Here is a 14480-nt window from a genome sequence, read left to right as displayed (position 1 = left end):
TCCGGGTAGCCGGACGCCGCCGCGCCAAACCCGGCGAAAACAAGCGCGCCGCGAGTGGCCGAGCGTGCAGGGCGGACCGAGCGTGCAGAAGTTATTGACGTGGTCACGACCGCGCTCTACGTTCTGACCGGCTCGCCGAACCTCGTTCGATATATCGACAGATCCGTCGACGGCCGACGGAGACCGTCGGATGCCGTTGGATTCCGGCAGGCCACCGCGACCGCGTGTCCCGGCAACCAACCCGGTGCGGGCGACCACTGATCCACGACAACGTACGGATCGGCAGACAAGGAGGCCTCGTGCGCACTGCGGGCATGCTCACAGGGACAGCGCTGAGTGCCGTGCTGACGACGGTGGTGACCGCGGCTCAGGCGACGGCCGTACCGACCACGTCGACCACGTCGACCGCATCGACCGCGCCGACCGCGCCGACCATCGTGGTGGCGGTCGACGGGAACGACTCCGCCGCAGGCACCCTCGGACAACCCCTGCGGACCATCCAGCAGGCCGTCGACAGGGCGAAGCCGGGCGACGTCATCGCCGTGCGCGGCGGCACCTACCCCCTGACCGACAACATCACCGTCACCGCCTCGGGAACGGCGTCGCAGCCGATCTCGCTGGGCGCCTACCAGGGCGAACGGGTCGTCATCGACGGCGAACAGCTGCCGGCCGCTCACACACCGGTCGGCGGCAGCATCCCGCGCGCCGAGCGTGGCGCCGTCCACCAGGAGGCCTCGTACTGGAAGGTCTCCGGTCTGGAGATCGTCAACGGCCCGTACGGCTACTACTGCGACGGCTGCGACAACAACGTGTTCTCCGGCCTCACCACGCACGACAACTACGAGTCCGGCTTCCAGCTCCAGGGCGCCTCCGCGGGCAACCAGATCCTGAACCTGGACAGTTACGGCAACCGCGACCCGCGCAAGAACGGCGAGAGCGCCGACGGGCTGGCCATCAAGGAGGGCAGCGGGACCGGCAACATCGTGCGGGGCGCGCGGCTGTGGAACAACGTGGACGACGGTTACGACGCCTGGAAGTTCACCTCGCCGGTCGTGGTGGAGAACACCATCGCGTACGGCAACGGCTACAACCGCTGGAACTTCCCCGACTTCGCCGGTGACGGCAACGGCTTCAAGCTGGGCGGCGGGAGCCCGGCTCCGGCGGTGGCCCACACGCTGCGCAACTCGGTCGCGTACCGGAACGCGGCGCACGGTGTCACCGACAACGGCAATCCCGGCGCGCTCGCCCTGAACCGCAACACGACGTTCCGCAACACGGGCACGGGCTTCGACGCGGACGGCACGGGCGGGACGGCGGTCCTCACCGCCAACCTCTCCGTCGCGGACTCCCGGGCCGCCGCCCTCGGTCCCACGACCACGTCCTCCGGCAACTCCTGGGACCTGGGCGGCACTTGGGTTGAGTCGTCGGTCGTGAGCACGGACGCGGGCGCCGTCACCGGCCCGCGCGCGTCGGACGGCTCACTGCCACCGGCCCGGGACTTCCTGGTCCCGCGGGACGGCACGCCGATCGGCGCCAGGTTCTGAACCACAACGGCCAGGGACACAGGAACGCTGGAACGCCGGAACGCCGGAACGCGCCAACAAGGAGAGCCGCACATGATCACGCCAGACGGACCCGTCGAACCCCTCACACCCTCTGCGCCTTTTGCGTCCTTTGCGTCCTTGGCGCCCTCGCGCCGGAGCCTGTTGCGGGCGATGGCGGCCCTGCCCGTCTCGGCCCTCGCCGTGGGCGGACTGCCGGGCCTGCTCGGTTCGGCCGCGGCGACCGCGCCGCCCAGCGGCTCCGCCACCCGCTACACCATCGTGCCGTTCCTCAACAGCAACGACGGCACCGTGAACGTCTACCAGTCGGACGACGCGACGGACTTCCGGCTCCTCAAGGCCTCCGCGTACACCCCGCCGGCCAACCGGATCCGTGACGCCAGCATCTTCAAGCACACCGACGGCTACTACTACATCACCTACACCACGCACACCTGGCAGGACACCAGCACCACCATCGGCTTCGCCCGCAGTTCGGACCGGAGCAACTGGACGTTCCTGTACGACTACCCGGTCCCCATCGCCAACCTGTCGCGCGCCTGGGCGCCGGAGTGGTTCGTCGACAGCGACGGCAGCGTGAACATCCTGGTGTCCTGCTCGACCACCAACGACGAGTGGATCTTCACCCCGTACCGTCTGCGGGCCACCAACTCGGCTCTGACCGCGTGGAGTTCACCGGTCACGCTGTCCGGCATCGGCAGCAACCACATCGACACGTTCGTGGTGCGGACCGGCTCGACCTACCACGCCTTCACGAAGAACGAGACGTCGAAGTACATCGAGTACGCCACGGCCGGCGCGCTCACCGGGCCGTACACCATCAGCCGGACCGGGAACTGGGCGGGCTGGGGCGGCACCCGTGAGGGCGCCGCGCTGATCCAGCTCGACAACGGCGCGTGGCGGATCTTCTTCGACGGGTACGGCGACGGCAGTTACTACTACAGCGACAGCTACGACAGCTTCACCACCTGGAGCGCACCCCGGGCACTGCCGGGCATCTCCGGTACCGCGCGCCACTTCACCGTGGTCAAGGAGACGGTCTCCGGCGGGGTGAGCCTGCCGACCGGAGTGACCCGTTCGCTCCGGTCGGGCAACTACACCACCCGTTACTGGCAGGACCAGTCCGCCCTGCTCAACCTCCCCGTGGTGACCGCGTCCAGCACGGCAGCGGAGAAGCAGGCGTCCACGTTCACCGTCGTGGCGGGCCTCGCCGACGGGAACGGCTACTCGTTCCGCAACGCGGCCGGCAACTATCTGCGGCACTGGGACTTCCGGGGCCGCTTCGACGCGAACAACGGCACGTCCACGTTCGCCAGGGACGCCACCTTCATCGCCCGGACGGGCAGCGCAAGTGGCTCCGTACGGCTGGAGTCGTACAACTATCCCGGCTACTACCTGCGGCACTACAACTACCAGCTGGGCGTGGCCCCGTCGGACGGCACGGACCTCTTCCGGCAGGACAGTTCGTTCGTGGCGGTGAACCCGCTCTGACCCGCGCCGCGGCCTCGCCGGTGAGGAGCCGTCGCCCATCGCATGCGGACTCCTGCCGGGCCACCTCCGGAGGCGGCCCGGCAGCGATCTCACCGGCAAGCCCGTCGAGGGCCGAGCCGGTTGCCGTTCCGCCCGGCAGTGGGGTCACCGGCCCCCGCGGGCCGGTTGCCGTTCCGTCCGGCGGTGGGGTCAGCGGCGCCCGCGCCGGCCGGGTTCGAGGGCGTCGAGGGCCGCGTCCTGGGGGCCGGTCAGCCAGTCCCGCACATGATGGGCACCCGCCGTGTCCAATGTCCACGTCACCAGGGTGGTGCGCCTGCCGTGATTCGAGGTGCGCGCATCCTCCGTCCAGGCGAGGCAAGCGGCCACCAGGCAGCGGTAGTTGGTACGCGCCGCGTTGTCCGACTTCAGGTCCGTGCCGTAGCCGGCGCCCTCTTCGCGGGCGAGCGCGACCCACGGTTCGATCACCCGCAGTGCCGTGTCCGGGTCGCCGCTGCGCAACGCCCCCCGCACGAGTTCGAGGCGGTACGAGCCCTCCGTGAAAAAGCGGTCCTCGCGCATCGCGGTGCGCAGCCTCACGTCGGTTTCCTGCAGCGACACCAGAGCGTCCCTGCGGTGTCCCAGCATGAGATGGTTCTCGAACGTCCAGGTCAGAAGGTGGAAGTCGACCAAGGTCCCGAGGACCTCGTCGCCCTCCTGTCCGGCCTGGTCCGACAGGGCGTCCAGCTCGGCCCGCCGCGCCCCGTGCCACCAAGGCCAGGCGGGAACGGGGTAGGTGCCGCTCCCGCAGCTCGCGCAGCGACGCGGGATCGCGGCCTTCGCGGGATCGAAGAACTCTCCGCCTCCGCAGCTCGGGTCGTCACACGTCCAGCCGTCGGCTAGCGCGCCGACCGGCGCCTGGTAGCCGTCCTTGGTGGGCGGCAGCAGCCTGGGCTGCAGCAGTCTGCGCAATATCTCCATCATGTCCCCCTGGGTGTCCGAAGGTCCGGGCCGGCCTCAGCCGACCTTCGTGTGGTGGTCGTCCGTCGAATTCGGGCAGACGTAACCCGTGTTGCCGCACCGCCGGCAGGTCGTGTGCGGGCCCACCCTGCCGTCGCAGCGCGGACAGCGGACCGCCCGCACCCTCTTGCCGCAGCGCCGGTCGCCGCAGTGAACGTCCTTGTCGCCGGTGTAACGCATGCTGACCTCGATTCCCTGTGCCACAGGTGTTCTGCCGTGCCATGCCGTCCGTTTCGGAGGGCGCCATGCCGTCCGCGCCGAAAAGCGTCGTGGTCCCGCGGTCGGCGCGAGCGCCGGATCGGCGCCCGGCCGGCTCACCTCCCGGGCATCCGCTGCCTCTCCGCCTCGCGTGCGGCGCGGTCCCGCGCGGCTCGTTCCGCCGGGGACAGCCGGGCGATGCGCCCGGAGCGGCTGTCCGCGCGCACACCCCACGGCGAGGACGGCTTTCCACGTACCAGCCAGACGACGAGCGTGATCTCCCAGGCGAACGCCTTGCCGAAACTGACCAGGGTCCACTCCGGGCTGATCAGCATCAGCCGCGGCGGAACCCCGTGCCAGAACGAGCCGCCCGCCCGCGCGTTGAACGTCCACATCGCGATCCCCAGTCCGAGCAGATGCCCGAGTGCCATGACCGTTTCCACCGCTCCCCCTCCTTCTCCTTCTACGGGCCCTTTCGACGCGCTTGTCTCGACGTACCTGTCTCAGCGTGCCTGTCTCAACTCCCGCGTCCGAAGAGCTGGTTCGTCGTTGGTACCACCTCCGTGTCGCCCCGTACGTCTGCGTTGCAGACCGGCCGGTGCACTGCAACGCGGTCCCCCGGAGAGCGTGAATTCGGATATGTGCTTCCGGTTTGTCGTTCTTGCAATGTCGTGGACCGACTGGTGCCACACTGACCCGATGAACGGGGATACCGCGCACGCCGCGGGCTCGCGTCTCGGGCGGCGATCTCGCGTCGCATGGCTGTTACGGTCCAACCGCCTCGGGGCGGAGGAGAGTTCTTTCCGGGCGATGCCCGCCTTCGCGACGGCTTTCCGCGGGGGCTCCTGGGACCGCGAGGTGAGCGTCAGCACGGTCTCGCGCTGGGAAACCGCACAGACCCCCGTCCCCTGGCGGGCGATGCGCCGCTACGAGGAACTGCTCGGCCTCCCCCGCAACCAGCTGACCGCAACCGCGCGCACCGTGTGGCGCTACTGGGCTCCCGGGCCGGTCCTGGACGTCGAGGCCGTAGCAGCCTCCCCGACACCGCTGGAGGACCTGCTCGACCGGGCCATGTCCGACGACGTGATGACCGGCGACGACTGGGACCGGTTGGTGGACGGCCTGTGTGCCCGCCCCGACATCGTGTTGATGCCCACCGGCTCCTGGGAGTACGTCGCCGAACGACTCGTCGAGGAGATGGTGATCGCGGACGACGTGCCGTGGATGCTCCGTTTCGAGTCGCTCAACCGGCTGCTCAACCATCCGCGCGGCGCACGGACGGTGATCGCCGTCTGCGCGGCGATGGCCTCCGGCCGCGCCCGCCCGACGGCGACCGAGATCGTCTGCGCCCTGGACAACTGCGCGCACCCGGACGCTTCCCACCGCGTACTGCGTGAACTACGCAGCCCCAGCGGGCCGTTGGCACATCGCGGAGCTGTCATGGCCAGCTTCCGCAAGGTGGACTACCGCCACTTCGACGAACGACAACTGGAGTTGCTGGCCCGCTCGGTGCGGGCTTCCGCCGGGAGCAGCCCCTTCGGCGACCAGGTAGAACCACTGAAGTGGCACCTCGCCGCGGTGCACCCGGAGTACGCCCGCGCGCTCCTCGGCGGCGCCCCGCCCCCGGGCGAGGCCGCGCGGGACCGCACGACGGCGCACCGTACCCCGCAGGACACGGCGGGAGTCGTGCACCGCGTCGTGGCGAGTCTGAGCGCGATCGACCTCGACCGCATACACGACCTCGCGGTACCGGCGGCCCTGATCGCGGAGGCGCTGGCCAGCCCACTGTTCGACGTTCGGCTGTACGCCGCCTTCCTGCTGGCCGCCACACCGTTCCGGGCGGTGGTGGCGGACGCGCTCGCCACCGAGCTGACGCGGCCGATGGCCGTCCGGCGCGAGAGGATCGCGGTGCCGGTGCTGGAGGGACTGCGCGTCCTGGGGGACCATCGCCATCGCCCTCTCCTGCAATGGCTGGCCGTGACTCCGGGCGTGCCCCGTTTCACCTCCTACGCGGCGGTGCGCGGTCTCGGTCACGTCGGCGCGGAGTCGTGCGCCGGCGACTTTCTGCACGACGCGGTCACCCACCACGAGGCCGCGTGGCAGGGCAGCCGGGATCCTGTGACCGCCGCGACCCTGGAAAGCCTGGTCTACGCGGTCGGCATGGCAGCACGCGACGACCTGCTCGCCGGCGTCCTGGCGAACGACCGCTCCCTGCCCGCCGCACGCGCGGCGGCGGCCTGGTGGCTGGGCATCTCGGGCAACCGGCGGGCCAGCGCGCTGGTGTGAGTCCCTTTGACGGACCGGCCGGCGGACACCCCGGTCCAGCCTGCTGAACGTGGCCACCACCCGCCGTCACGCAGGAAGTCACGCCCCGACCGCGGTCCGTGTCCAGGAGCCATGTCGGAGCCCGTCTCCCGGCCCATGCCCGAGCCCTTGTCCGGGGCCGGGCGAACCTCCATGGGGGAAGAGAGGTCCGTCCGGCCGCCGGACGTCGGCGTGCTCATGGGCGGTGTCCGGGCGGCGCTTCCGGGTGGGGCCGGAATCACCGTCCGGGGCGGAGCTTCTTGCCGGGCAGTACTTCTCCGGCGCATCTCGCGTTCGGGTTTCCGGACGCGGGTCACGCTGATGAACCGGAACGTATTCGGTAAGCGCTTTCTAGTCAACGCCCCGCACAGTCCGCATCCGGCCAACTCCGTCCCACCCCTGGTCAGGCACCTCGAAAGCCCGGCCGCGTCCCGCCCGCGCTCCACCCCCACCGGAACCCGCCGTCCGGCGAGTGGAATCGGCCGGTGTGTAATGGGGGGCCAGAGACCGCACCACCAGGAGTGTCCATGGTCGCCGACCGGCCCAGACTGCTGTTCGTGACCGATCTGACCTACCCCGCCAAGGGCCGCCGGTACTGCGACGAGGACATCTTCCTGACCTCCCGGCTCCGCGAGGACTTCGACCTCGCGCTGTGCCACCCGCTCGACGCGCCCGCGCTGGTGGACGCCCCCGGCTTCGACGCGGTCGTGGTCCGCAACAGCGGACCCGTCCTGCACCACCAGGCCGCGTACGACGCCTTCCGCGACCGGGCGACGGCCCGCGGTGTACCGGTCTGCACCCAGCTGACGGGCAAGGGCGACCAGGCCGGTAAGCAGTACCTCGTCGACCTCACCGCCCAGGGCTTTCCCGTGATCCCGACCGTCGACCGGCCGGAGGATCTCGGGCTGCTCCCGGAAACGGCCGCATACGTGGTGAAGCCGAAGCTCGGCGCGGACTCGATCGGCCTGGAGTTCGTCCCCCGCCGGCGGCTGCGGACCCTGGCGTTCGACGCCGGACCCGGCGTCCTCGTCCAGCCGCGCATCGACTTCCGGTACGAGGTGTCGTTCTACTACGTCGACCACACCTTCCAGTACGCCCTGTACGCGCCCCGCCCCGACCGGCGCTGGCATCTCGAACGCTACGAACCCACCCCCGCCGACCTGGACTTCGCGGCACGTTTCATCGACTGGAACGACATCGACCACGGAATCCAGCGCGTCGACGCCTGCCGCGCCCCGGACGGCGGACTGCTGCTGGTCGAGCTGGAGGATCTCAACCCCTATCTGTCCCTGGACCTCCTGGACGACGCGACCCGTGACTCCTTCGTGGCGAGCTTCAGGGCATCGCTCCACCGCCTGCTCGGCCGGACCTGATCTCCGCCGTACGCCGTCGTCCTCCGTCGTCCTCCGCCGTCCTCCGCCGTACGCCCACGGGTGCAGACGCGTGACCTGGCGCGACACGGGGCGGCTCGGCCCGTCACGCGCAATGGGGCTCTCCCCGGCGGCTCTTGACACGCCCCGACCAGGTCGCTTTACTCCATCCAACGCCAGCCGAGCACCTGGCGCGAGAGGGACGCCCAGCCGGTAGACGGTCGACGCACCGTGAGCCCGGACAAAGTCGCCAGGACGGCCGCGCAGCGGCGGATTCCGAGGCGGGGACGTACCCCCCGGTCTCTGGAGCTCATCATGTTCCTCCCCCTCCCCCACCGGACGATCTCGTTCGGCGACCACGCGAACGTGGCCGGGTGCCAGGAGCCGACCCCTCCGCGAGTGCGACACCGTACGCGCTGATCGCCTCGGCGCAGCCCCGCGCACCGCGTATCGCGCACCCCGCACCGCGCACTCCGCGTTCTTGGGCAACCCGCGCTGCCGGTCGTACCGATATCACCGTTGCCGCCGGTACCGCCATTGCCGCCGGTGGCAGCGCGCGTCACCTCACCGACCCGCACAGCCGGCCGTGTCGTGGCGCCGCGCACCACCGCCCGCACCACCACAGTCCCGCACCACCGTCCCGTACCGCCTCACGCACGTACTCCTGGGGGCTCATATGGCCGCAGCACATCGCCCGAGCGGCACTCCCGCACGACCGACCCGCCGCACGGTGCTGCGGCGCGGTGCGGCGGTGGCGGGAGGCGCAGCCGCGGCGGCAGCCGTGTCGGCATGCGCGGGACCCGGCAGCGGTGTCGACGCCGACGGCCGGGTCGGGATCGAGGTGTGGCACGGACAGACCGACACCGGCCGGGCCGCGATCGAAGACCTGACGGCCGAGTTCAACCGGACGCATCCGCGCATCCGGGTCGACCTCGGCGGCGGTGTCCTCTCCGACGCGATGCTGCAGAAGATCACCGCCGCCCTCGCCTCCGGCTCGTTCCCGGACATCGCCTACATCTTCGGTTCCGACCTGGCGAGCGTCGCCCGCAGTCCCTCCGTGGTGGATCTGACGGACACGTTCCACTCCGGTCCTGTTCCGTGGAAGGACTTCTGGGCACCGGCCCGCGAGGCCGTCACCCTCAACGGGCAGGTGCGGGCCGCGCCCGCCCTCATCGACTCGCTGGCGGTCGTGTGCAACAAGAAGCTCTTCCGTGACGCCGGTTTGCCACTGCCCCGGCCCGGCTGGAGCTGGGACGACTTCACCAGGACGGCGGCCGAGCTGACCGATCGTGCGCGCGGTGTCTTCGGCACGGGCTGGCCCGGAGTGGGCGACGAGGACACCGTGTGGCGGCTGTGGCCGATGATCTGGGACCTCGGAGGTGACGTCACCAGCCGGGACGGACGGCGGATCGGCTTCGAGGACACCGGTCTCCGGGCCCTGCAGACGGTGGAGGACCTGGTGAAGACGCGGAGCGTCTACATCGACGCCAAGTCCGGCAGCGAACAGATGTACCGGGTCTTCCTCTCGGGCCGCATGGGCATGGCTGTCACCGGCCCGTGGCAACTCCCCGACATCCGGCAGGCGAAGGTCGACTACCACGTCGTACCGCTGCCCAGCTACAGCGGCAGACCCCTCACCATCTCCGGGCCCGACACCTGGACCGTCTTCGACAACGGCGCCGCCCGCGTCGAGGCCGCCCGTACCTTCGTGACCTGGCTGTCGCGGCCCGCCCAGGACGTGCAGTGGGACATCCAGGCGGGCAGCCTGCCCATGAGCCGGGGCACCCAGGCGCTGCCCCGGTGGCGGAAGCAGGAGGACGACACCCCGGGGCTGCGGGTGTTCACCAAGTCCCTGGAATCGGCGCGGGTGCGGCCGGTGCATCCGGCGTATCCGCAGATCTCGCAGTCACTCGGCCAGGCGATCACCGCCGTGCTCCTCGGCCGCAGCTCCCCCGCCGAGGCCCTCCGCGACTGCGTGGACGAAGCCAACGCCGCTCTGCTCATTCCGCGTTGAGAGGACCTGTCATGCCCCGCCTGCCCACCCCTGTGACTCTCCCGGACCGGGGCGAGAAGCGCAGTCCCCGTACGCGAACACGACCCCTCCTCGGCAAGGGCGGTACGGCTCCCGACGCCCCGCCGGGCCGTCACACGCCACGCCGGCGGCTGCGGCAGGAGACGGCGACCGCCTGGGCGTTCGTCGCGCCCTCCGTCCTGGTCATCCTCGGACTGAGTGTCGTCCCCGTGATCTGGTCGCTCCTGCTGTCCTTCCAGGCCGACGATCTCGTGACGCCGAGCCGGTGGGTCGGCCTGGACAACTACCGGGCTCTCGCACAGGACCCCCACTTCGACCAGGCGGTGCGCAACACCATCGTGTACACGGTGCTGTACGTACCGCTGAGCATCGGCTTCGGCCTGTTGCTCGCCCTCGCCCTGAACCGGCGCATCCGGCTGGTCGGGCTCTACCGGACCCTCATCTTCGTGCCGTTCGTCATCTCGGCCGCCGCCCAGGGAGTGCTGTTCTCCTTCATCCTCGACCCGGAGTTCGGAGCGGCCAACGCCCTCCTGGACAAGGTCGGGATCTCGCCCCAGGGCTTCCTCAACGACCCGGGTCAGGCGCTCGCCGCCCTGCTGGCGATCTCCCTGTGGAGCGGCACCGGCTTCTGCGTGGTGGTGCTGCTGGCGGCTCTGCAGGACGTCCCGCCCTCCCTCATCGAGGCGGCCCGCCTGGACGGGGCCGGGCGTCTGCACCTGCTGCGCCATGTCGTCCTCCCCTCGCTCGGACCCGTCATGGTCTTCCTCCTGCTGTGGCAGGCCATCACCTCCCTGCAGGTCTTCGACCTCGTCTATGTCACTACGAAGGGCGGCCCGTTGGGGTCGACGACGGTGATCGTCTACTTCATCTGGGAGCAGGCGTTCAAGAACTTCACGGCGGGTTACGGCGCGGCGGCGGCGTACGCCCTGGCGCTGGCCCTGCTGGTGCTCGCCGCGGTCCCCCGGCTGACACGCGGCCTGCGTGACCGGGCCCGCGCGGACCGGCACCTCGAAGGAGCCGCACGATGACGACCGCATCCCCCTCGCCCGCCGCGTCCACCACAGCCGCCGTGTACGCCGACACCGCTGATCCCGCTGCCGCCGGACCTGCCGCCGGACCGGGCCGGCGCCGGAGACTGCTGCCGTTCAGTGCCTGGCACCTCCTGCTCGCCCCGCTCTGTCTGGTCTTCGCGATCCCGCTGATCTGGCTGCTGCTCAGTTCCGTCATGAGCGACGCCGAGATCAACCGGTTCCCGCCCTCGCTGTGGCCCTCGGGGATCGACCTGGAGGGCTACCGGTATGTGATCGGCAACGCGATGTTCCCCCGGTGGTTCGCCAACTCGCTGATCGTGTCCCTGACCGCGGTGGCGTCCAACCTGGTGCTGGGTTCCCTGGGCGGCTACGCCTTCGCCCGTATGCGGTTCGCCGGTTCGCGGGTCCTGCTCGCCCTCATGCTGGCCACGATGGCGATCCCCTTCCAGCTGACGATGATCCCGACCTTCCTGGTCATGAAGCGGCTGGGACTCATCGACTCGCTGGGCGCGCTGATCGTCCCCTCGCTGGTCACGCCGTTCGCGGTGTTCCTGCTGCGCCAGTTCTTCCTGTCGCTGCCCAGGGAGCTGGAGGAGGCGGCCTGGCTCGACGGCTGTTCACGGCTGGGCGTGCTCTGGCGGATCGTGCTGCCGCTGTCCCGGCCGGCACTGAGCACCGTGGCCGTCCTGACGTTCCTCACCACGTGGAACGACCTGACCTGGCCGTTGATCGCCATCAACCACGACACCCAGTACACCCTGCAACTGGGCCTGACGACCTTCCAGGGCCAGCACCACACCAGGTGGTCCGCGGTCATGGCGGGCAACATGATCACCGTGCTGCCCGTGCTGCTGGCCTTCCTGTTCGCCCAGAAGACCTTCATCCAGTCGATCACGTCGAGCGGCCTCAAGGGGTAGCCCCCGTCCGGCGTCTCTCGTACTCCGCCCGGTCCGCCGTCCGGCTGCCCACGGCGGTTCCGCCCGTACGCCCACGTGCCCCGTGCGGCTCCGCCCGTACGCGCACGCACCCGCACCCCCTCTCAGGAAGACGTATGCCGCACACCTTCGACCTGCTGGTCATCGGGGACGCCAATCCCGATGTCGTCCTCGGTCCGCTCGACGCACCGCTCGCCTTCGGGCAGCACGAACAACTCGTCGACTCCGGACTCCTCACCCTCGGTGGCTCGGCCGCCATCATGGCCTGTGGCGCGGCCCGGCTCGGTCTCAAGGTGGCCTTCGCCGGACGGATCGGTGACGACGACGCGGGCCGTTTCGTACGGGCCGCTCTGCACGACCGCGGCGTGGACACCGGTGCCCTGCGCGTCGACAGGACGCTGGCCACTCCCCTGACCGTCGTCCTGACCCGGCCGGACGGTGACCGGGCGATCCTCACCTCGCCCGGCACCTTGACCGCCACGGGACCGGAGGACGTACCCGAGTCCCTGCTCGGCGCCGCCCGCCACGTCCACGCGGCTTCGTACTTCCTGCTGCCCCGACTGGCCGCCGCGCTGCCGGAGCTGTTCGGGACGGCCCGGGCCCGAGGAGCCACCACCTCTCTCGACACCAACGACGACCCCTCGGGTGGATGGGCGCCGGACGCTCTGCCGGACGCGCTCGCCGTCACCGACTTCCTCCTGCCCAACGCCCAGGAGGCCATGGCCCTTTCGGCCGCCGCCTCGTCGAGAACTAGTTCGTCGAGAACTGGCTCGTCGAGTTCCGGCTCGTGGAGCCCCGGCTCGTCGAGTGCCGCCGGAGCGGCCCCTGAGTCCGTCGAAGCGGCAGCCGCGGCCCTGGCGGCGTACGGCCCGCACGTGATCGTCAAGAACGGTCCGGACGGAGCCGTGGCCCACGACGGCTCCATCCTCCTGCGCACGGACGGCATCCCCGCCCGGCCGGTGGACACCGTCGGGGCGGGTGACAGTTTCGACGCCGGATTCGTCGCCGCGCACCTGCGCGGCCTGTCCACCGCCGACGCCCTCGCCCTCGCCGCGGCCTGCGGCGCGCTGTCCACCCGCGCCCACGGCGGCACCCCGTCCCAGCCCACCTGGGACGAGGCCGTGGCCGCACTCTCCCGTAACGGAAAGAACCTCTGATGACTCTCAGCACTCCGAAGATCGCGTTCATCGGCGCGGGCAGCGTCGTGTTCACCCAGGGCCTGCTGGCCGATCTGCTGGCCTTCCCCGAACTGCGGGGCGCCCACATCGCGCTGCACGACATCGACACCGAGCGCCTCGCCACCGCCGAGGGAGCGGCCCGGCAGATCGCGGAGCGGCTCACCGGGACCGGCTCTTCCCGTCCTCGGGTGACCGCTCACCTCGAACGCCGCGCGGCTCTCCAGGACGCCGACTTCGTCATCAACATCGTGCAGGTCGGCATGGGCGAGGCCACCCGGACCGACTTCGAGATCCCGCAGCGTCACGGCCTGCGGCAGACCATCGGCGACACCCTGGGTATCGGCGGCATCTTCCGCGCGCTGCGGACCTTTCCCGTGCTGAAGTCGCTCGCCGCCGACATCGCCGAGGTCTGCCCGGACGCCTGGCTGCTCAACTACACCAACCCGATGGCCATGAACGTCCAGTACCTGACCCGGGCCACCGGTCTGACCCGCGTGGTGGGACTGTGCCACTCGGTGTACTGGACCATCCACGACCTGGGCGAACTGCTCGGCATTCCGTACGAGGAGATCACCTACCGTGCCGCCGGCGTCAACCACCAGGCGTGGGTGCTGCGCCTGGAGCACCAGGGCACCGACCTCTACCCCCTCCTCGACAAACTGATCGAGCAGGACCCGCAGTTGCGGCGCCGGGTCCGCGTCGACATGTACCGGCGCCTCGGTTTCTACCCGACCGAGACGAGCGAGCACTCCTCCGAGTACGTCCCCTGGTACCTGCACCACGACAGCGAGATCGAAAGGCTCCGGCTCCCGATCGGCGCCTACCTAGGCATCGTGGACGAGAACGTCGCCGCCTACGAGGAGACCCGCCAGGCACTCGCCGCCGGTACGCCCCTCACGGTCGAGGGCACCATGGAGTACGCCCCGCAGATCATCCACAGCATCGTGACCGGCACTCCGCGCACGGTCTACGGCAACGTCCCCAACCACGGTCTGATCGACAACCTCCCGGCCTCCGGCACCGTCGAAGTGCCCTGCCTGGTGGACGGGCTGGGCGTCCAGCCCACCAGGGTCGGTCCGCTGCCCGCACAGCTGGCCGCGCTCAACCGCAACTACCTCAGCATGAACGAGCTGGTGGTCCGCGCCGCCGTGGAGGACGACCCCCGGTCCGTCCGCCAGGCGGCCATGGCCGATCCCGCCACCGCCGCGGCCCTCCCGGTCGAGCGCATCTGGGACCTGTGCGACGACATGGTACGAGCCCACGCTGAGCTGCTCCAGCCGTCGCTGCGTGCCACCCTGGGCCACTGACACCGACCCGATGTAGTGCGTAGGCACCAGGACTTGGGCGTGACTGGTCCGTTGGCACCAGGGGAGGACGGCGGCA

The 14480-nt window shown here is 70.4% G+C and carries 12 protein-coding genes; 9 read left to right on the top strand and 3 right to left on the bottom strand.

Annotated features, from left to right (window positions below; translation table 11 throughout):
* Positions 1-299: 299 nt before the first annotated feature.
* Together ACH4DZ_RS28325 and ACH4DZ_RS28320 are read left to right on the top strand one after the other, a co-directional pair.
* Positions 300-1544: a right-handed parallel beta-helix repeat-containing protein gene (locus tag ACH4DZ_RS28325; RefSeq protein WP_398290185.1), complete on the top strand. Its 1245-nt coding sequence runs from the start codon at positions 300-302 to the stop codon at positions 1542-1544.
* A 171-nt stretch (positions 1545-1715) separates the two neighbouring features.
* The gene (locus tag ACH4DZ_RS28320) at positions 1716-3053 is read left to right on the top strand and encodes an AbfB domain-containing protein (protein ID WP_398290365.1); all 1338 of its coding nucleotides are present in this window, start codon (positions 1716-1718) and stop codon (positions 3051-3053) included.
* Between the two features lie 189 nt (positions 3054-3242).
* Here the strand turns inward: ACH4DZ_RS28320 and ACH4DZ_RS28315 are convergent, their stop codons facing one another.
* The 3 genes from ACH4DZ_RS28315 to ACH4DZ_RS28305 all read right to left on the bottom strand — a co-directional run bounded on the left by ACH4DZ_RS28315 (position 3243) and on the right by ACH4DZ_RS28305 (position 4690).
* Positions 3243-4013 (bottom strand): hypothetical protein, encoded by a 771-nt coding sequence (locus ACH4DZ_RS28315; protein WP_398290184.1) that lies wholly within the window; start codon positions 4011-4013, stop codon positions 3243-3245.
* A gap of 33 nt (positions 4014-4046) precedes the next feature.
* Entirely contained in the window at positions 4047-4229 is a 183-nt protein-coding gene (locus ACH4DZ_RS28310) for a hypothetical protein (protein ID WP_398290183.1), read from the bottom strand.
* A 134-nt stretch (positions 4230-4363) separates the two neighbouring features.
* Positions 4364-4690, bottom strand: a complete 327-nt coding sequence (locus ACH4DZ_RS28305) for a hypothetical protein (protein ID WP_398290181.1) — start codon at positions 4688-4690, stop codon at positions 4364-4366.
* 367 nt (positions 4691-5057) lie between these two features.
* On the opposite strand from ACH4DZ_RS28305, the gene ACH4DZ_RS28300 reads away from it, so the two are divergent.
* From ACH4DZ_RS28300 to ACH4DZ_RS28270, 7 genes are all read left to right on the top strand, one after another.
* Entirely contained in the window at positions 5058-6533 is a 1476-nt protein-coding gene (locus ACH4DZ_RS28300; RefSeq protein WP_398290180.1) for an XRE family transcriptional regulator, read from the top strand.
* Between the two features lie 545 nt (positions 6534-7078).
* Complete coding sequence (locus tag ACH4DZ_RS28295; protein WP_398290179.1) at positions 7079-7924, top strand: hypothetical protein; 846 nt, start codon at positions 7079-7081, stop codon at positions 7922-7924.
* Positions 7925-8597: 673 nt separating this feature from the next.
* A complete protein-coding gene (locus ACH4DZ_RS28290) occupies positions 8598-9935 on the top strand; it encodes an ABC transporter substrate-binding protein (protein WP_398290178.1) in 1338 nt (445 codons plus the stop codon).
* Between the two features lie 11 nt (positions 9936-9946).
* Complete coding sequence (locus tag ACH4DZ_RS28285) at positions 9947-10981, top strand: carbohydrate ABC transporter permease (RefSeq protein ID WP_398290177.1); 1035 nt, start codon at positions 9947-9949, stop codon at positions 10979-10981.
* Complete coding sequence (locus ACH4DZ_RS28280; RefSeq protein ID WP_398290176.1) at positions 10978-11901, top strand: carbohydrate ABC transporter permease; 924 nt, start codon at positions 10978-10980, stop codon at positions 11899-11901. The genes ACH4DZ_RS28285 and ACH4DZ_RS28280 overlap by 4 nt, the downstream gene beginning before the upstream one ends.
* Positions 11902-12035: 134 nt before the next feature.
* Positions 12036-13076 carry a carbohydrate kinase family protein gene (locus tag ACH4DZ_RS28275; RefSeq protein WP_398290175.1) on the top strand — a complete coding sequence of 347 codons (1041 nt, stop codon included), beginning with the start codon at positions 12036-12038 and terminating at the stop codon, positions 13074-13076.
* Positions 13076-14404: an alpha-glucosidase/alpha-galactosidase gene (locus tag ACH4DZ_RS28270; protein WP_398290174.1), complete on the top strand. Its 1329-nt coding sequence runs from the start codon at positions 13076-13078 to the stop codon at positions 14402-14404. Before ACH4DZ_RS28275 ends, ACH4DZ_RS28270 begins: the two co-directional genes overlap by 1 nt.
* Positions 14405-14480: the final 76 nt, after the last annotated feature.

Origin of the sequence: Streptomyces sp. NPDC017991 (assembly GCF_044328075.1) — a bacterium.
Taxonomy (GTDB): domain Bacteria; phylum Actinomycetota; class Actinomycetes; order Streptomycetales; family Streptomycetaceae; genus Streptomyces.
Note: the sequence above shows the minus strand (reverse complement) of the source record. Positions and strands in the feature narration are given on the sequence as shown.